This is a genomic window from Photobacterium nomapromontoriensis (assembly GCF_050336815.1).
GTDB lineage: Bacteria > Pseudomonadota > Gammaproteobacteria > Enterobacterales > Vibrionaceae > Photobacterium > Photobacterium nomapromontoriensis.
In genome coordinates this window covers 136,226-152,810 of record NZ_JAKJSL010000015.1, presented here as the reverse complement: position 1 = coordinate 152,810, position 16,585 = coordinate 136,226, and the positions used below count along the sequence as shown (strand labels likewise).

Below are 16,585 nucleotides of genomic sequence, written 5' to 3'. Positions count from 1 at the left end.
TGATGCGGTGGAAACGTTCGTAGACACCGTGCTGATGGAATTTGATGCTGAATGGGCACTAGAAATTAAGCAATATGAAAACTACCCGAAAGCACTTGCCATCATTGAAGATCACACAAGCGCATTAACTTACCTCGCATACATCTCGTTGATGGTAGAGGCAGTTCCTCCCAACTTTTATAGCTACTACGGGGGGAAAGCGGGCGCATTCCTGTTCCTCGAAGTTATTCTCACCCTCGTTTTGGGCCTGTTAACCATGGGTACTGGTGTCGCAGCTCGTATGACAGTTATCACAGCAAAGTTAGCGGTCGGAACAAAACGCATTCATGGATTAGCACATGCGGCAAAAGCATTGGATTCGTTTACAAAAACACTCGAAGGCTTGGTTGATGTTCTGAGTGACTATGATCGTTTGGCAGAAAAACTCTCCAAACGTCCACTGGGTCAATATCAACACTCCCCTGCGCAGACACTAACAGTCAGAAAAGCCAGTATACAGCGCACAGGTGAATGTCGCCGTTGCGGCTCTGAAGATCATAAAACACCTCGCTCTCAGCGGGGAGAGATTGAATATATTTAGGTGATATAATGGGATACCGAGAGAATGTGTTAGGACCCGCGCAGAACGACCCTAAACATCCGATTTATCATGGGTTTAAGATGCAGGTCCATCACTTGTTATCAAAGCAAGGAGTGAATGATTCGGGTAAAGGCTTAAAATTAAAAGCTATGGGGTACGACATAAACCTCGCTGGTAACTTAGTTGCTTTACCTTCAACACTAGAAGGCGCCTGTCATTTGAAAGTGCAGTTACATAGGGGAAATCACCCAAAACAGCTACCTGTTGATACAAATGACGCAGATTTAGAGCACAGTGATGACTACCACGAACACGTAAAAAAGATAACTAAAAATGCCTATCAGAGTATAAAAAAAGAGTGTAAAAAGAACGACCGTGAGGCAGTTCAAGCATTTATAAACTATCAAAGCCTTTTAGTGCTTCTTAGAATTAAGAACTTTAGTTTAAGGCTAACCACTATTCATGACTTTCTTAAAGAAGGAAATTCAGGCTGCCTAGGTGCTAAAAGTATACCAGAACATGAAACGACTCAGAAAAAAATAGAGCCAAATGTTTGTGTAATAATAGAGAGCATCCAGAGTTTGAGTCTTTCAGTAGTAGTCTTATTCCTTATGAGCTAGAGTTGGGGAAATGAAAATGCCATTGATGGAAGAATGTTACTATATAGTTTTTAAAGACTATAAGTTTTCTGATTACAATAACAGTATTAATGCAAGTGAAAGTACATCTAATCGAGATTGGGAGTATGAAAAGTTAGATTTCGGTGCCGAGGCATTGTCTTTTTATAGCAAAAATGACAATTTTGACTTTTTAAATAGTGAATGCCTCATTTTATTTGATTCTCCAAATTTCATTGTTGATGAAAATTTAAAAAAATTAATGGAATCTGGACTTTATGGTTCTCAATTCTATCCAGCCGTGATAAGAGACAAGATAAATAACAAAATCATCAAGGATGATCTTTGGGCTTTGAACACTTTCGACACACTAGATTGTCTTGATATCGACAGAAGTGAGGTTTACTTACCAGAAGATGGTTCAACTCATATCGGAGGAATTAGAGTTCTTCCTGATGTATACAGCTATCGATTTAATAGTAAGTTAATGAATGAAATAGCAGAAAATGAACGTTTAATCTTCCAAATGGGAGGTGCGACTACAAATGAGATCTTCATTCATGAAAAGTTAGTTAACATATTGAAAAAAATGAAGGTTAAGGGAGTTAACTTTTTCAAAGTTGGCGATTATAAGGCTGGTGACGAATTTTAGGTGCAGAGCCTAGAAAGAAAGTTATTCAGGCTGTAATCAGTCACTAGGTATGAAAAAGATACTCAATGGTGGGATTAGGTGGGAAGGCTCGGGAACTCGTGAGAACGATTCGATAATTAGATGCTCGTGAGGCCAGTAATGACGGGTGGTGAGAGAATTTATCCACTGGGTGTTCTAACGTGATTTAGCCGCTGTTTATGGGGGGATCTGATTCATCATCGGAAATCGGCTAAAATGGAAAAATCATCTTGAAGTCGATCCTATTTGGGATGATTTTGAAAAACCGTGCATTTTGAAAAATGCGCGGTTTTTGCGTTAACAGTCGTTGAACTATTGTGGCTGGATAGCATGAGTTAAATTAGGGATAATGCCGCATTAAGTGGTGAGCAACGTTATAAGTACTAAACCCTAACAACATTTTCATTTGGAGCAGGAACCTCAAACCACGACCAGAATAGCTCAAGCATTTCCTGCGTCATTTCATAAGATTTACCGCTTAAATCTGAGTTGCGAACAAATGCCCTCTGCTTACAGATGTCAAAAGGAACATCCAGATAATGAACTTCACTATCAACCCCCACATTCGATGCCCATTCAGTAACAGCATCTCGGTCAGCTTTACTCCAGAAACCAAAGTCAAAAATAACGGGAACATCCAAAGAAAAAAGCTGTAGTGCGGACTCTTTGAACAGCCCTTGAAGAGTAGCTAAGCGGCTATCAAAAACCTCACGATCCATATGTTCGCCATATAGAGGGATCATCCATTCATCAATAGAGAAACGAAATGCTCCATGTTCATCGGCAAGGGCTTTGGAATAAGTTGTTTTACCCGAACCAATAAAGCCACATACGAAATAGATTTTGGTCATAATTCCTCTTTAGCTTATAACGCCTCAAATACCGGCTTGGTGAAGTTGGTGGATTTTTTGGAACAAAAAAGGTGACAACTTTGCCAATTCCGGGTGCTTTGACTTGTTACAAGACTGACCTCGCAGACAACTCATTTTAGCCATGACGGAACCTCAATTTCGTTTTCTGGTGGCAATACAACATTTAGATTGGTGTCAGCTGGAAATTCAATAATTCGACCTGACTTAATGCCGTATAGTCTTCCCGTTTCTTTTGCCCAATCATCGAAAGTATTAATTCTTTCTCCGTACCGATCTGGAAAACTAAAGCAGAAGAAAGAAATGGATTCGTTGATTGTCAGAGCATCACCTTCGCTCCATCCAAAGCCTTCAGTGAGATTTCTTTCCTTGAGCCAAGCACCAAATTCCTTGGCCAAACTTGCCCAGGTGTCACCATCTTTTATCTCTATATATCGGGACTGAGCCATATTAAGCCTTGTAACAGTGTATTAAACAGCATGCTCGCTTTCACGCAGCTGCTATACTGGTTCTTTCATCACACTATACTCACAAAAATAGTTTATTTTCAATAAATTAAAGCATAAAAGCGTACAGGTAACTGTGCAATGGATTCGGACGATTTTGAAACAAAAGATAAGGCGGCTAACAAACCGAAACTGGGGTGTCAGTATGAGTTATTAACTGTTCAAACTACGACAATACCAGCAAGGCTGGATTAACTATTTTGGTATCACTAACGCTTATCAAGTGTGTGTCGATTTAGACCAGTGGATCCGTCGGCGAGTACGTATGTGCTACTGGCGTCAGTGGCGTAAACCTCGGACAAAGGTGCAAAATTTACTTAAACGTGGTGTCTGGATCCAAACTGCCGTTGGTTGTGGAATAACAAGCAAAGGGCCGTGGCGAAGTTCGAAAACACCGGGAATACAGCAAGCGCTGAGTAATGATTACCTTAGGAAAGCGGGATTATTTTCACTAAAAGACGGATGGATCGCTGTTCAATATCCTAACCAGAAGATCTAAGTTAGGCGTTCTGAATGAACCGCCCTGTTCGGATCCGCATGCAGGGTGGTGTGGGGGCTGGAGGGGAAATACCTCCGGCTACCCGATTATGTACGAGCTTCAATGTACTGGTTTAGTATTTCAATTTGCTGGGCGTGTAAATTTAGTAAAGGGCTGATTAACATAGCCTCTTTACCACCTTTTTTAAGTGACAATAGCACTACTTTTGGATCGCTATACAAATTAAGGAAAGGAAGACCGACGCTTTCGAAGTAGAGCTTCAATCTACGTGCAGAACCTACAGCATCGTCATACGATTCCACTGGAAAGCGTCGTTGCCCAAAACCCTCTATGTTTCCAAGCTCAGCACCAACAATTTTCAACTTCTTCCTTTTATCTAAAAATTCAACAGCAACATCAGCTGTTGCATCAAAATCTGACGGATGATTAATACAACTAATATGTAAATACCAATTGCAATTACCAGACTTTAGCTTAAAAGTGCGTTGTGATTTAACATACTTCCACTCAGGAAGAAGAGAGCCCAGTTCCGTCAGAAATACTTCCTGTAATTCAAAAACTTTCATATTCCCTCAAGTACATAACAGTGTATTAAACAACATGCTCGCTTTTACGCAGTTGCTGTATTGGTTCTTTAATGACACTATACTCACAAAAAAAGCTTATTTTTAATGAGTTAAATCATTGAATCGTACGGGTCACTGCGCAATGGATTCGGGCAATGGCGTGTTACGCCATTCCGCTGTAACACGTAGCTGAACAGAACCAATTTATGGCAACCTGTCACATCGAGGAAACGAAACTGACAGATTGCATTCAGACTAATTTATTTTTAAAGGTCAGTGGAGCGCTGAACTACTTGCCCAATAATGCAGAGCTGATCGAGTTGTTCAACTGGTACTTCGATAGGGCTGTATTCTTTGTTGTCACTGATCAGGCGAATCGAGCCGTCGAAGCTTTTTTGAATACGCTTGGCATACAGTTCATCACCCATACGCACGACGAAGATCAGGCCATCTATCGGTGTAGTCGAATCCAGATTAACCAGTAAAGAATCGTTATCCTTTATTGTATCTACCATCGAATCCCCTCTAGCAAAAACAACAGCGAGTTGTTTAGGGTTCAATCTTCGGTATTTAAGGTACTTACGCCGAAAAGCCAGATAGCGCTTGGGTTCTTCGTCAAAAGCATTGCAGCCATTACCCATTGACACCTGAATATGATAGCCAGGCACCATTACAAACTCTTCTTCGAAATCAGGTTTGTCTGATGGACAAGCCGTGATGAAATCCGGCTGTTCGTTATCACTACGATAAGGGGCTTTGGGGCCGTATCCCGTTACGAACCATTCAAGTTTCACATCACATGTTTTACAGATACGCAGTGAGATATCTAAGCTAGGGGCTGTTTCCGCCTTCAGATATTTCCTGATAGCTGTCTCTGATACGCCCATCTCTAGTGCGAAACTTCGCACCGATTGCACACCAATAAGCTCTTTTAGTCGATCCGGTAGTGATCCGATTTCGTTGTTCTGAATCGGATCCGCGATCCGATTACCAGATGACGATCCGTTTTCATTTTTTTTATTATCCATATCAACAGCTTACCATTTATTATATGTTTTGATGCGCATTTTTAGATGCATATCACTTCAAATGTGTTGATGTGCGAACATTTACGATCTAGATTGATTGCATATGTTCGCAGTGCGAACGTATAAATTCTGGTTGTTCGTAGTGCGAACTTTTAAAGGAGTGTAACTGATCCTATGAAGATAGTCACCGCCATCGATATTCGCGTAGCGCTTCTACAACAAGGCTTTAGCTGCCGTAGTTGGGCTAGAGCTAATGGATTTAACCCGAGAACCGTTCAAAAGTGTATCCGTAATCATGCGCCAAAAAAGCAGCATAAAGTACGTGGTGCGGTGTATTTAGAGATACTTCACAAACTATCGCATACGTTAGGTGTTGATTTAGTCGGGGATGAACATGAATAACGAGTGGTTCACCTCTTCTCAATTGGCGGATTTGCCTGGATTGCCTAAATCAGATCGCAATATACGCATTAAAGCTAAAAAGGAAGGTTGGGTTTCACGTCCTCGAAAGAGAGGAAAAGGAAACGAATTTCACATTAACAGTTTACCGAATGAAACCAAGGCGTATTTAACCAAAAAGCGGATTGAAGCGTTGAGCGTAACGGATAAGGCCGCTCATGACGGACGTATCGAAGCCAAAGCGATAACCCGCAAAGAGGTGGTGGATACGGCAGATAAACAGCAGGCTAAAGCCGAATCGTTGATGGTGTTTCAAACATTGTCACCCGAGCAGCAAACCCGAGCCAATGCCCGATTATTGATCTTAAAATCACGAGAAACGTACCTCGCTCCGTATAAGGATATCAATAAGCTGACGCTTGGCGAAAAGCTCTTTGATGAAGCCTATAACGCTCAGCAGTTTGATTTTGAACTATGGGTATATCAACAGGTTGAGAAAGTCAGTTGGCAGAGTTGCCGCCGCTGGCTAAAGCAGCTTGATGAAAAGGGGTTGGCACGACTTGCGGGTAACTACCATCACAACAGACGCGCCAGCCTGATAGAGCAACAGCCCGATCTACAAAATTACCTTTTTGCAGTGATTACAGGTAAACCGTATTTAGCTGCTCGGCCCTATGTGCTAGAGCGAATGATTAACGAAAAATTGGCTCAATATCCTCATTGGCAGATACCAAGTCCGAGTTCGATCAGCCGTTGGATAACACGCTGGAAAGCCGATAACGGGGCCGCGTTTGCCTACATGACGAATCCCGACGACTACAACAATAAGCACCGCCCATTGTTTGGGAAAATGTATCCCTGGGTACAAGCCCCGAATGATTGCTGGGAGTTTGATAGCACCCCAACTGATGTGCAATTACGGGTTAATGGCAAGTTGGTGCGCCATAGCATCATTGCCGTTATCGATGTGTATACCCGACGGGTCAAATTGTTGTTATCGCCCACCTCTAACTCTGAGGGGATCTGCTTGCTGCTTCGTAATTGCTTGATGGAGTGGGGCATGTTGAATGATGGCGGCGTAGCGCGAACCGATAACGGTTCAGACTATGTTTCAAAACGAGTCACCGCGATTTTTGACATGCTCAATATTGAGCAGTCCCGTGCAAATGCTTTTTCTGGATGGGAGAAACCCTTTATTGAGCGTTTCTTTCGTACCCTCAGCCAAGGCTTATTTGAGTTACTGCCTGGTTATATCGGTCACTCCGTCACGGAACGGCAGCAAATTAAAGCGGTAAAAACATTCGCTAAACGTATTGGTGAAGGAAAGAAAAAAGCCGAGCAAGAAGCGATTGAACTTGCTCTAGAGCCAGCCGAACTCGAAGAGATCATGAATGATTGGTTAGAGCATCGTTATCACCAGTTGAAGCACTCAAAGCTAAAGGGGAATTCACCTTATCAGCAATACGTTGAGTCGGGGTATCGCCCCCGCAAAGTGAAGGAGGTACACAGCCTTGATTATCTTCTTAATTTTGCCGGAGAGGCGACTGTGATCCGAGGTGGTGTCAGTACAGGTGGAATACGTTACACCGCACCGGAGCTGATGAACCCTGAATGAGATCGCAAACGGGTGAGAGTCTTTCTTGACCCTACCGATGTCGGCCGCTCTACCTTATATCCCACCGAGAGCTGGGGGAGTTACGTCGAAGCAATTAATGATGAGTGGATAGGGCGAACCGTCGCACCAACGGCCTACCGTGAGCAACGTAAGCAATACAAAAAATCACTGGGCCAGTTGCGTAAAAGCGCAAAGAAGTTTCAGCAGGAATTTGGGATAGACAGCCAATACGCCGAAGCATTGGCCGCTGATAAGGCCAAAAACAACCTATCAACATTGTCGCTTCCAGCGTTACCCACAACCAATGAAGCGCTAAAAGGATTAGCCAACGCCTTACCCACAGAGGCGAAAGGATACAGCGAGAAAGAATTAGAACAACTTGCGCAGCAGCGTGAAGCGATGGCGCGTCGAGAGGCCAGCCTCGCAGAGCAGAAAAACGTTCTGTTTCGTAATTTACATGAGAAGGCGAGTTATATCGCCGGACAGTCACTACAACGTGAGTTAACCCAAAAGGAAAAGGAATTTATTGAGGATTACAAAAGTAAGAACCAGATAGGAAAACGCATTATCGAAGAAATAATGGCACGAAGCCGCCAAGCATAACGTGCCATTGAACACTTATCATGCTCAGAAGGAGTCTAGCAATGAAACCCGTTGTCGCACCAGTTAAAAATGTTTCCGCGACGCAAATCGCGTTTAGCACCCTGTTTCAACGTGCCTACGGTGTACCAGGGATCGGTTTAATTCATGGCCCGTCCGGCTATGGCAAAACGACGACCACCACATACCTTTACAACCAGGTGAACGGTATTTACGTCAGTGCGCGCGCCCATGACACCACCCAGAGTATTACCAGCCGAATCGTTGAAGAGTTGGGATCCGAACCTTGCCGCAACATTAATAAAAACATCGATTTTATCATCGAGCAAATGAGCATGTATGAACGCCCGTTGTTCATTGATGAGGCCGATTACATGATGGGTGACGTGCGGATGCTTGAAACTGTCCGTGATCTTTACGATGGCACCGAAGTACCTGTGATTCTGATTGGCATGGATCAGATTGCCCGTCGTATCTCTACACGTAAGCAGTTCTATAACCGCATTTCTGAATGGGTCGAGTTTAAACCCGCTGATCTGGAAGACGTGCAAATCATGGCGGATAACCTGCTTGAAGACGGCGTAACCGCTGATGAAGCTTTGCTCGACCATCTTCGGCATTGTGCCTGTGGTGAAATGCGACGTATCACCATCGGCCTAACCAAAATTGAGCACCTGGCACTCGCTAATGAGCTTGAGGTGGTTACGTTGGCCGATTGGGGCGATCAACCGTTTCATGGGCTTAGAGCGCCAATGGCTTGATTGGAGGCTGTATGTCGAAACGCCGTTTGGCATGGAAGTACATATGTCACTTCGACAACGCGCCATTCAGAGGGAAACAGCTTATGCAAGCCGTCGAAATGAATAACGCGCAAGTGCGCACTTTCCTGCAATTTTTGCTAGATGAAAAGCGGATCGCTCTCTATGACAAGGGCGGCTGTATTTTAAGTAATCGCTATGTGCTGGTGGATAGCTCTCCAATTCCGAATCGTCATTCACGCCGTCGCAGCAGGCGGCCCAAGGTACTGCAACGGGTGTGGAATACCTGCCGGATTATGAAGGTGTTTTCCATTTTTGACCTACGTTCAACGGCTTGTGCCGGAGAGGTCACGACACGCCGTTATATCCGCGCCTTAGAGCGTGCTCGGCTAGTGCGCAGGGTCAACATTGACGATGACGAGGTGTATCGCCTGAATGTTAATACTGGACCTGTCCACCCCGTAGTCACAGACGATGGGATGCACTGCCCCAACAGAGGGGTGTTCTATCCCTTTAAGGAGGACTCATGAATCAGCCTGAATGGCTTGACGTATTGCGTCAGGAACTAGAAGTATCGGGGCGATCTCAAAATCAATTAGCCGCAGAGCTGGGGGTCAGCCCCTCGCTATTGAGTCAGATGTTGCGGGGAACATATCCAGGATCAACAGAAATGCTTCAGATTAGCGTTGAGGGGATCCTGATGCATCGTGAGGTGATGTGTCCCATCAAGGGCAGTATCCCCGTTAACGAGTGCGCAGGGCATCAAAATAAACCGTTTTCATCCTCAAACCGAGAGCGTGTGAAGCTTTATCGGGCCTGTCGTTCGGGCTGACCACACTCTCGGCTGGAAGCCACCGCCAAGTCGCAGCGTATTGATATACGCGCCAGCAGTGAAGATGAAGTGTACAACCTGGAAAACCAGCTGGCCTACCTCAAACGCGCCGCGAACGGGGATATCGCCAAGCTCAATGAATTGCTAGAGAAAGAGCTGATCCGGTTAGCGTCACGTTACAACCAGCTGTTATGGAAAAGAACGTATTCAAGGAGGAAGTCATGACACAAGGGCAATTACAGCAACGCCAACAGCGAATTAATCGAGTAGTGAGCCAGCTTGAAAAGTGTGGCTTCGAGGTGAAATCAACTAAGGTTGGCCGCCTTCGACCAGTCATTGAAATAGAGCGGCCAATGATGATGTGTCAGGGTGTCGCTATCACCCTTACAGAACGTAATTTACGGCATCAGATGCATGTTTCTACGCTGAAAGGATGCTTAATCACATGGAGGGCTTAAACGTGTATGCAGCAATCGCAGAGCAGCTTGAGCAAGCACCCTTAAGCCGCCATGAACTCAATTACTTGCTTGGCTGTCGTCATGCGAAAACGTTGCAGTATTATTTACAAACTATGGTGAAACATGGCTTCATCTATCGCAGTGGTAAGCACTATTACTTAACGAATACCGAGCCATTAATGGAGCCTTGCGCCCGATGCATGCAGCCCATTTTAACCTGGGCGAAAGACCGAAAAGGGCGGGGGAAGTGCTGCCAGCCAAGAAACAGGCTCCATATCGTTCAGCGCGCTTATCCGTCGGTACTGCATCATTCGAGAACATCAAGGATCATGCAACGGCCCTTTACCCCGCAAGCCATTGCCGATGTTTATCAAAACGCTAACGCGTAAGCGGTGAATGACAGCCTTGCAATACGTTTATCGCCCTGCATGTGCAGGGCTTTTTATTGGTGTATGAAGGAAGTTAGCCGCATAGCTTGAGAAACAGTATTCAATGTTCAGTAAGTTGAAAATGGATAAAGGTGAGTTAGTGAGATCGTCGCTGACTCATTTATGCGGAAAAATCGATTGGATTCAGTGTGTTATATGGCTGATGTCGCATGTGTTTACCCTACTAAAAGTAATCCCTTTTATACGCCATAAATCCTAAAAATATTCCATCTGTTTGATAAAACTACCAGTTGCACATATTTGATTGTGCTAGCATCCAAAAAGTCAGCATTACACCACTTTAAAGGAGAAACTATTGGCTAGACGAGGTAGTGGTTTACGAACGGCTATAAAGGTTGTTAAGGCAATAGATAGAGCCAACAAGCAAGCTGCTCGTGAATCCCAGCGTAGGCAAAAAGCTCGTGAGCGAGCGCATGCTCAGGCAATAAGAGAACACGAGAGAGAAGAGCGAGAAGCTCAGCGCGAATTACAGAGGCAAGTAAGACTAAATAAGTCAGCAGCAAAGCAAGCTTTTAAAGACGCTGTAGCTAACGCCGCAGAAGAATACCAGGAGCGATGTGAAGAGCGAGCCGCTCTTAGGAAGCAATTCATACAAGAGGTTCTAAAGTAATCAATGGATAATAATTTACTGATGTTGGCAGGCTTATCATTAGTAGCTGTCGTATTAACTTATATTCTAACAAAACGCTCAGCAGACAAGAAAATCGAGCAATATAAGTCGCTAGATGAAGCACTAGCAAAAACAAAAGAGGAATATGATTCAGCGTGTATAAGCCGAGAAATAATAATTGCTGCCAATGAAACCGCAAAGCGAGAGCTAGATAAAATCAATGAGGAAACTGCTGAGCTTCAAGCTTTGAAAGGACAAGATGATGCTCTAAAACGGAGCATTCAAGAGCAGCAAGCGACCTTAGAATCGACTAAATCAACATTAGATGAACTTAACTCAAGCATTGAAAAAGGCGAGCTTGATCTAGAAGAGTTAATGGGTGATCTCGACTTATATTCAAGGCTTGATGAATACACTGCTCATGGTCATTTTGAAATGCCGCAGTACCTTTATGAAACATCTATTCGATTCGCTGAAGAGATCAAAGACGTTAGGCAGCAGCAAAAAGACATGATCAAAGATAAAACAGCGATCTCTTTCCCAGAGTCGACGGTAATATCTAACGACAAGTCATTCAATAATAAAATTCTAAATGGTCAGGTTAAGCTCATGCTTACTGCTTTTAATATTGAATGTGACCTTCTTATCGGCAAGGTGTCGCCGAGTTCGTTTGGGCGTACTTTAGAACGTATAGAAAAACTTGCCAATACACTAGAGAAGTCAGCAGCGACTTTAGAGTGCGGATTTGATATAGATTACATCGAACTTAAGTTCGAAGAGTGTAAGCTTCAATACCAATACACACTTAAAAAGCAAGAAGAGGTCGCTGAGCAGAAGCTTATCAAAGAGCAGATCCGTGAAGAACAGCGAGCTATTAAAGAGTTTGAGAAAGCGATTGCCGATGCCGAAAAAGAAGAAAAAATGTACCGCAATCTTCTTGATAAAGCACAGCGAGAACTTGCTAAGGCTACTGAGCAGGATCGCTCTGAAATGGAGCAACGCATAGCAATCCTTGAGCAACAACTCGCTGAAGCAGAAGCCAAAGAAGAACGAGCTAAGAGTATGGCGGAACAAACTCGTAAGGGGCATGTTTACATCATCAGTAATATTGGTTCGTTTGGTGAGGATGTTTACAAGATCGGTCTTACTCGCCGTCTAGAGCCTATGGACAGGGTTAAAGAACTAGGCGATGCAAGTGTACCATTCCCATTTGACGTACATGCCATGATTTACACCGATGATGCTCCAGCTCTTGAAACAGCGCTACACCGCGAATTCAATTCTAAACGTGTAAACGCTGTAAACCTTCGCAAAGAGTTCTTTAATGTCGACCTAGCATCTATCCAAGAAGCCGTAGAAAAGATGGCTGGAATAGGAGCCGAATTTAAAATGACTGCTTTGGCTGAGGATTACTATGAAAGCTTGAGATTAAGTGAAGCAGCATAAAGGCCATGTAGCATAATGTGAAAATGTACTGTTTAGTACGATCTCCATCGTCAGGCTTTTCCAAAATTCAACTTACTCGAAGTTAATGGTTTAGAGTTTCAATCCTAAGTTGTTTTCATCCAGCATTGAGCTAGCTACCGTGGCTAGCTCAGTTCTGCCCCTTTTTTTGTTAGGGCTATTGCTCATACACATTCTGTTCATCTGGATTTACCTTACACAAGCTAATGCGCGGGCAAAAGGAAAGACCTGACCCCATCTGCTGCTTTCTGCACATTTGATGCGCTTAGCGGCGTGATATGTTTACGCAGCTGTTTCAATCTCCCAAACAATTGACCGTAAAGTGTCTGTCCTTTTAACTTCTTCATTTTAGCTTCTAGTGGAGAAGAAAAAAGATAATTACATTTCAATACATCATGTTTTAGAATCAACCAACATTTTCTCTAAATGGTTGGTGTAGCATGTGTTTCTGCGTTTCGGCTCCAGCCTTTCAATAAGCAGGAGGCTGGCTTAATGTCACAAGTAATGAACTGGTACGGCATTGCTGAAAAACTGTTGTCTTCACAATCTGATGAAGGGTGTAAACCTTTCTTGGATGCTTACGACAAGCTCAAGCTCGGTGATATTTGTGGTGCTGTATCGGCACTAGACGAATTAAATGAACTGCAATACTACTTGAGCACCATCATGCTTGAAATTCAGTTAGTGGAATTGGATGGGGATGTCACGCAATTACCGTTATTCACACAGGGCTTACGTGAAAATGTGCCTGTTGGGTCGGTGGACACCTGGGGGATTTATCATGATCTGATCAGGATTTGGGAAGAGAAAGTTGGTGTTTTATTACCTTATGATGAGGTCATGTATCGTAACCAATACTCCAATAGTGATGGCACGTTACAGGGAGTGATTTACGCTCTTTGCGAGCAAGGTATGCACGAAAAAGCGATACCTTATGCCAAGGCATCTAATACCCACAATCGAGAGTATCTGGCAGAGTCATGGGCTAAAATTATCCAGGGCTTAGCCGACGGAGAGTTTAAAGATCGAGCAATTTGTTCCTTGGCTTCTCTTGGAGCACTTAGGCCAATGATTCAAGATGGCGGGCATGAAGCGGCTGCATATGGTACAGCCATTGAAACATTCGCAGCTATCCGCTTAGACTGCAACCATCCTGAAGTGCAGCGTTGCTATAAAGGATTATTGCGCCTTGCTCGACATTATGCGCCTAGAGATGCACGTTCTGGCGGTACGTTCTGCGCAGCAGTAGCTGCGGCGAGGCTGGCTGGAAAGCAAAATCACGAGGGCTGGTATGAAATTGCTGAAAATCTAACTAAGTATATCTGGAGTGATGATCTAAACCACAGAGCTCGTGTGGCCCTAGAGCTGGCATCCTGTCAAATGGAAAAGTGTTCAATTGAGAACTTAAAGGAACATGTTGAATTGATTGGGTATGCTTGGTCGACTATTGATGACCCTGTTTTCATTCTCAATCAATATGTAGATAGCAAAAGCCAGCAGAAGCAGGATGCCGATACTGAGCTGGCAAATGCTGTCAAAGCTGGTAAAGATGTTTCTGCGCTAGTTGAACAAAGAATGGCTGATGAGGACAGAAATAACCCATATTACACAAAAGAAGGCAATCGGTTTGAACTAGGGTGCAAACTTTGTCTGCCAGATGATGAATTAGAAAAACTCTACTCGGCAATTTATCCATCCTGGCAAAAGGAATCTCTAATAAAAGGCGTCGCGCGCGGCTTTAATGGACAACCAGAACGTGTCTTACCCTATCTAATTAGGGGGTATCCGGAAGGTGATGAATTTGGTATCTACACAAAGCATCTTCTCCCCTACTTAACCAACGAGTTGTTGGATAAGGCGGAAAAATTCTATATAGAGAATGAAAGAAGCGAACCTTTAACATTACTCGCTGCTTATTGGTTTACAAATGGAGATTTGCAAAAAGCGACAAGAATTATTGGTAAACTTGGTGAGGCGACGTCCGTCGAAGATTGGACGCCGTATTATCGTAGAGGGTTAAGTTCCGACAAACCGTTCATCACTATTGCTGAAATCGAAAGTAGTAAGAATGAATTGCCTTTTTTAGGAGATGTTGCAGATATTCCTTCGGTAATTAAAACATGTAAAACCGCAGCCACTTTAGCAGAAGCAGTCAAGAAGCACTGGCAGGATAAAGCGTTTGTTAATGCTGCATTAAAAGCCGCTCAGTTGAAGAAATATCAAAAAACCTATGACGATCGCTGTGATTTGATTCAACTGTTTGTTGTCGCTGGTAAAATTGATCATGCTGTCGCACTGTTACCTTCAGTGAACAAAGGGAAAAGTAAGCCAGGCGATGGTGATTATGCAGTGGAACCTCTAAAGACGATTCTCGGTTATCTGCATGACTATCCTGAGCAAATAACTCCAGAATTGTTGGCTTCATTATTGAGTGAAGTTGCTAAAGTCTTCCCTCAGTATGTATGGCGGTTATTTTTCCAGTTGAGTCGATTAAGTTGTCGGCTTCCTATGGCATCTCGTACCAAGCTGTTGACTGAAATACTGGCAGTGAAACGGAAAGTCTATTCACGTCATATTGATCATGTGCCTTTCTACTTGGGAGTACTAAAAGGCACGTTAGAAGTTGAAGGGTATAACGAAAATAATAAATCAGATATAAAAGCCTGGTTTATGACCCTGAGTGATTTAGTTCGTAAAGACTCTATCTATGTCAGTTCACTATGGATTGTCAGCCAGTATGCTAATCTGAAATTTCATTTGCCAGAGGATATTTGGCAACAATGGAGCGTAGATGTATTGACTGTATTGTACCGACGTGAACTTAAAGGATTCATTGGACAAATCAATGCGTTACAACTATTTGAATATGCGTACCGACATTTATGGTCTGTGAATGATGACAGGATTATGAGTGAGTTTTTACAGTCAGGGCAACTACCTCAACTTCTTCACGCGGAGATTTGTAGGAGTATCTGGAAAGACATTCATCTAGCACCTGATCCGTTCACAGTATTAATAATGACACAACCTGTTCAAACGTCGACAGATGTCATGAAGCAGGAATTCGTTGAAGCGTTAAGTCGGGTTCTTATTCAGGAAAATCATCCGGATGCGGATCGCCTTAAAGACTTAATTGCATAGACCGAGGAAATCGCGCAAGGGCGAATAATCTTTGTAGTCTGACTTGGATTTGGTGCCAACCTGGAAACGAGAGCGGCTGGCTTAGATAAATTTCTAATCATGGGGTCAAGTCTTGCGTTTTTCCAAATGCAACTTTCCCTAATCCAGCTTTTCCGAGCTAGAGCAAAGCCTCTAGCTCATTTATGTCCAGAAGCAAGCCAGATCATGTATCTTGCTCTTGTCATAAACGACGAGGGGCGCTATTCAGCGCCCCTCGTCGAGTATCATCGTGTTATGCGGTTATAGTTGCAATTCCGCTACAACTTTATCCCAGTGCGCGACGAACGCATCACCGCGTAGTTCACCGTATTGCTCCGTCATGGCAGCGCCCATGCTGTAGCCCCACCAGTTACGGCTTGCACGTAAGTGCTGGCTTACCACTACAAAGTCTTTCAATAGCTCGATGTGTTCAGCGGATAGCTGTCCTAACTCTTGAATAATGGTGTCGTACTTTAAGTTCAGAAGCTGGTCAGTCAATTCCTTGATTTGGCGTAGGATTGGCTCTTTATTGGCACTATGGATATAACTGTTAAGGTTCGAGACTAACGTCGAGGTATCATCCAGTGCCGTATTGGCCTCATCAAGCAACTGCTTCGCGGTTGTGATGTCTTCGGGGGTAATGACTAAACAAAGATCCCTTTGTGCCTGGTCGCGCTGAGACTCTAATAGAGGCAGTGAGGCTTTTAGCTGTTCATATTGCTCACTCTTCGCGGCAATGTCGGCTTCAAGGTTAGCAAGTGTTTGTTTTGCGGCAGCAAGTTGGGTCTGTAAGTTTGCAAATGGCATTTGATGTTCCTTATCGTGTGCGAGAGTTGGCAATGTAACCGTGTTGCTGGCCTCAATCTGGGTTGAAATAAGGCAGGTTACGTTTTGGGTGCTCCCAGT

The 16,585-nt window shown here is 43.8% G+C and carries 21 protein-coding genes; 16 read left to right on the top strand and 5 right to left on the bottom strand.

Going from position 1 to position 16,585, the window contains the following annotated elements:
* Nucleotides 1–7 precede the first annotated feature (7 nt).
* From L4D12_RS01395 to L4D12_RS01385, 3 genes are read left to right on the top strand one after another with little or no spacing between them, the layout of a single operon-like run.
* Nucleotides 8–580, top strand: a complete 573-nt coding sequence (locus L4D12_RS01395; RefSeq protein WP_428446022.1) for a hypothetical protein — start codon at nucleotides 8–10, stop codon at nucleotides 578–580.
* A gap of 8 nt (nucleotides 581–588) precedes the next feature.
* Nucleotides 589–1,200, top strand: a complete 612-nt coding sequence (locus L4D12_RS01390; protein WP_428446021.1) for an AHH domain-containing protein — start codon at nucleotides 589–591, stop codon at nucleotides 1,198–1,200.
* Between the two features lie 16 nt (nucleotides 1,201–1,216).
* Nucleotides 1,217–1,849: an imm11 family protein gene (locus L4D12_RS01385; protein ID WP_428446020.1), complete on the top strand. Its 633-nt coding sequence runs from the start codon at nucleotides 1,217–1,219 to the stop codon at nucleotides 1,847–1,849.
* 401 nt (nucleotides 1,850–2,250) lie between these two features.
* Here L4D12_RS01385 and L4D12_RS01380 read toward each other — a convergent pair whose 3' ends face one another.
* Nucleotides 2,251–2,718: a P-loop nucleotide/nucleoside kinase family protein gene (locus L4D12_RS01380; protein ID WP_428446019.1), complete on the bottom strand. Its 468-nt coding sequence runs from the start codon at nucleotides 2,716–2,718 to the stop codon at nucleotides 2,251–2,253.
* Between the two features lie 131 nt (nucleotides 2,719–2,849).
* Complete coding sequence (locus L4D12_RS01375; protein ID WP_428446018.1) at nucleotides 2,850–3,185, bottom strand: hypothetical protein; 336 nt, start codon at nucleotides 3,183–3,185, stop codon at nucleotides 2,850–2,852.
* A 214-nt stretch (nucleotides 3,186–3,399) separates the two neighbouring features.
* On the opposite strand from L4D12_RS01375, the gene L4D12_RS01370 reads away from it, so the two are divergent.
* Entirely contained in the window at nucleotides 3,400–3,741 is a 342-nt protein-coding gene (locus L4D12_RS01370) for a group II intron maturase-specific domain-containing protein (protein WP_428446132.1), read from the top strand.
* An 86-nt stretch (nucleotides 3,742–3,827) separates the two neighbouring features.
* On the opposite strand, the gene L4D12_RS01365 is transcribed toward L4D12_RS01370, so the two are convergent.
* Together L4D12_RS01365 and L4D12_RS01360 are read right to left on the bottom strand one after the other, a co-directional pair.
* Nucleotides 3,828–4,307 (bottom strand): hypothetical protein, encoded by a 480-nt coding sequence (locus L4D12_RS01365; protein ID WP_428446017.1) that lies wholly within the window; start codon nucleotides 4,305–4,307, stop codon nucleotides 3,828–3,830.
* Nucleotides 4,308–4,573: 266 nt separating this feature from the next.
* Entirely contained in the window at nucleotides 4,574–5,335 is a 762-nt protein-coding gene (locus L4D12_RS01360) for a LexA family transcriptional regulator (RefSeq protein ID WP_428446016.1), read from the bottom strand.
* Nucleotides 5,336–5,509: 174 nt separating this feature from the next.
* Here L4D12_RS01360 and L4D12_RS01355 point away from each other — a divergent pair, with 174 nt between their 5' ends.
* From L4D12_RS01355 to L4D12_RS01300, 12 genes are all read left to right on the top strand, one after another.
* Nucleotides 5,510–5,737, top strand: coding sequence for a helix-turn-helix domain-containing protein (locus L4D12_RS01355; RefSeq protein WP_428446015.1), 228 nt, complete (start codon nucleotides 5,510–5,512; stop codon nucleotides 5,735–5,737).
* Complete coding sequence (locus L4D12_RS01350) at nucleotides 5,730–7,349, top strand: DNA-binding protein (RefSeq protein ID WP_428446014.1); 1,620 nt, start codon at nucleotides 5,730–5,732, stop codon at nucleotides 7,347–7,349. Before L4D12_RS01355 ends, L4D12_RS01350 begins: the two co-directional genes overlap by 8 nt.
* 12 nt (nucleotides 7,350–7,361) lie before the next feature.
* Complete coding sequence (locus L4D12_RS01345; RefSeq protein ID WP_428446013.1) at nucleotides 7,362–7,952, top strand: hypothetical protein; 591 nt, start codon at nucleotides 7,362–7,364, stop codon at nucleotides 7,950–7,952.
* 41 nt (nucleotides 7,953–7,993) lie between these two features.
* Entirely contained in the window at nucleotides 7,994–8,710 is a 717-nt protein-coding gene (locus tag L4D12_RS01340; RefSeq protein WP_428446012.1) for an AAA family ATPase, read from the top strand.
* Nucleotides 8,711–8,793: 83 nt separating this feature from the next.
* On the top strand, nucleotides 8,794–9,237 hold the full coding sequence (locus tag L4D12_RS01335; protein WP_428446011.1) for a hypothetical protein: 444 nt from the start codon (nucleotides 8,794–8,796) through the stop codon (nucleotides 9,235–9,237).
* The gene (locus L4D12_RS01330) at nucleotides 9,234–9,539 is read left to right on the top strand and encodes a helix-turn-helix domain-containing protein (protein ID WP_428446010.1); all 306 of its coding nucleotides are present in this window, start codon (nucleotides 9,234–9,236) and stop codon (nucleotides 9,537–9,539) included. Before L4D12_RS01335 ends, L4D12_RS01330 begins: the two co-directional genes overlap by 4 nt.
* 69 nt (nucleotides 9,540–9,608) lie before the next feature.
* Nucleotides 9,609–9,764, top strand: coding sequence for a hypothetical protein (locus L4D12_RS01325; RefSeq protein WP_428446009.1), 156 nt, complete (start codon nucleotides 9,609–9,611; stop codon nucleotides 9,762–9,764).
* Nucleotides 9,761–9,997 (top strand): hypothetical protein, encoded by a 237-nt coding sequence (locus L4D12_RS01320; RefSeq protein WP_428446008.1) that lies wholly within the window; start codon nucleotides 9,761–9,763, stop codon nucleotides 9,995–9,997. The genes L4D12_RS01325 and L4D12_RS01320 overlap by 4 nt, the downstream gene beginning before the upstream one ends.
* A 2-nt stretch (nucleotides 9,998–9,999) precedes the next feature.
* Nucleotides 10,000–10,386: a hypothetical protein gene (locus L4D12_RS01315; protein WP_428446007.1), complete on the top strand. Its 387-nt coding sequence runs from the start codon at nucleotides 10,000–10,002 to the stop codon at nucleotides 10,384–10,386.
* A gap of 355 nt (nucleotides 10,387–10,741) precedes the next feature.
* A complete protein-coding gene (locus L4D12_RS01310) occupies nucleotides 10,742–11,056 on the top strand; it encodes a hypothetical protein (protein WP_428446006.1) in 315 nt (104 codons plus the stop codon).
* 3 nt (nucleotides 11,057–11,059) lie between these two features.
* Nucleotides 11,060–12,502: an SNIPE associated domain-containing protein gene (locus L4D12_RS01305; protein ID WP_428446005.1), complete on the top strand. Its 1,443-nt coding sequence runs from the start codon at nucleotides 11,060–11,062 to the stop codon at nucleotides 12,500–12,502.
* Nucleotides 12,503–13,012: 510 nt separating this feature from the next.
* Nucleotides 13,013–15,661, top strand: coding sequence for a hypothetical protein (locus L4D12_RS01300; RefSeq protein ID WP_428446004.1), 2,649 nt, complete (start codon nucleotides 13,013–13,015; stop codon nucleotides 15,659–15,661).
* A 279-nt stretch (nucleotides 15,662–15,940) separates the two neighbouring features.
* Here L4D12_RS01300 and L4D12_RS01295 read toward each other — a convergent pair whose 3' ends face one another.
* Entirely contained in the window at nucleotides 15,941–16,486 is a 546-nt protein-coding gene (locus L4D12_RS01295; RefSeq protein WP_428446003.1) for a hypothetical protein, read from the bottom strand.
* Nucleotides 16,487–16,585: the final 99 nt, after the last annotated feature.

Excerpts from the sequence above, each read along its gene's own strand:
- L4D12_RS01300 (WP_428446004.1), top strand. The coding sequence starts at position 13,013 with ATGTCACAAGTAATGAACTGGTACGGCATTGCTGAAAAACTGTTGTCT.
- L4D12_RS01350 (WP_428446014.1), top strand. The coding sequence starts at position 5,730 with ATGAATAACGAGTGGTTCACCTCTTCTCAATTGGCGGATTTGCCTGGA.
- L4D12_RS01295 (WP_428446003.1), bottom strand. The coding sequence starts at position 16,486 with ATGCCATTTGCAAACTTACAGACCCAACTTGCTGCCGCAAAACAAACA.
- L4D12_RS01390 (WP_428446021.1), top strand. The coding sequence starts at position 589 with ATGGGATACCGAGAGAATGTGTTAGGACCCGCGCAGAACGACCCTAAA.
- L4D12_RS01385 (WP_428446020.1), top strand. The coding sequence starts at position 1,217 with ATGCCATTGATGGAAGAATGTTACTATATAGTTTTTAAAGACTATAAG.
- L4D12_RS01340 (WP_428446012.1), top strand. The coding sequence starts at position 7,994 with ATGAAACCCGTTGTCGCACCAGTTAAAAATGTTTCCGCGACGCAAATC.
- L4D12_RS01360 (WP_428446016.1), bottom strand. The coding sequence starts at position 5,335 with ATGGATAATAAAAAAAATGAAAACGGATCGTCATCTGGTAATCGGATC.
- L4D12_RS01320 (WP_428446008.1), top strand. The coding sequence starts at position 9,761 with ATGACACAAGGGCAATTACAGCAACGCCAACAGCGAATTAATCGAGTA.
- L4D12_RS01375 (WP_428446018.1), bottom strand. The coding sequence starts at position 3,185 with ATGGCTCAGTCCCGATATATAGAGATAAAAGATGGTGACACCTGGGCA.
- L4D12_RS01355 (WP_428446015.1), top strand. The coding sequence starts at position 5,510 with ATGAAGATAGTCACCGCCATCGATATTCGCGTAGCGCTTCTACAACAA.
- L4D12_RS01365 (WP_428446017.1), bottom strand. The coding sequence starts at position 4,307 with ATGAAAGTTTTTGAATTACAGGAAGTATTTCTGACGGAACTGGGCTCT.
- L4D12_RS01305 (WP_428446005.1), top strand. The coding sequence starts at position 11,060 with ATGGATAATAATTTACTGATGTTGGCAGGCTTATCATTAGTAGCTGTC.
- L4D12_RS01380 (WP_428446019.1), bottom strand. The coding sequence starts at position 2,718 with ATGACCAAAATCTATTTCGTATGTGGCTTTATTGGTTCGGGTAAAACA.
- L4D12_RS01335 (WP_428446011.1), top strand. The coding sequence starts at position 8,794 with ATGCAAGCCGTCGAAATGAATAACGCGCAAGTGCGCACTTTCCTGCAA.
- L4D12_RS01330 (WP_428446010.1), top strand. The coding sequence starts at position 9,234 with ATGAATCAGCCTGAATGGCTTGACGTATTGCGTCAGGAACTAGAAGTA.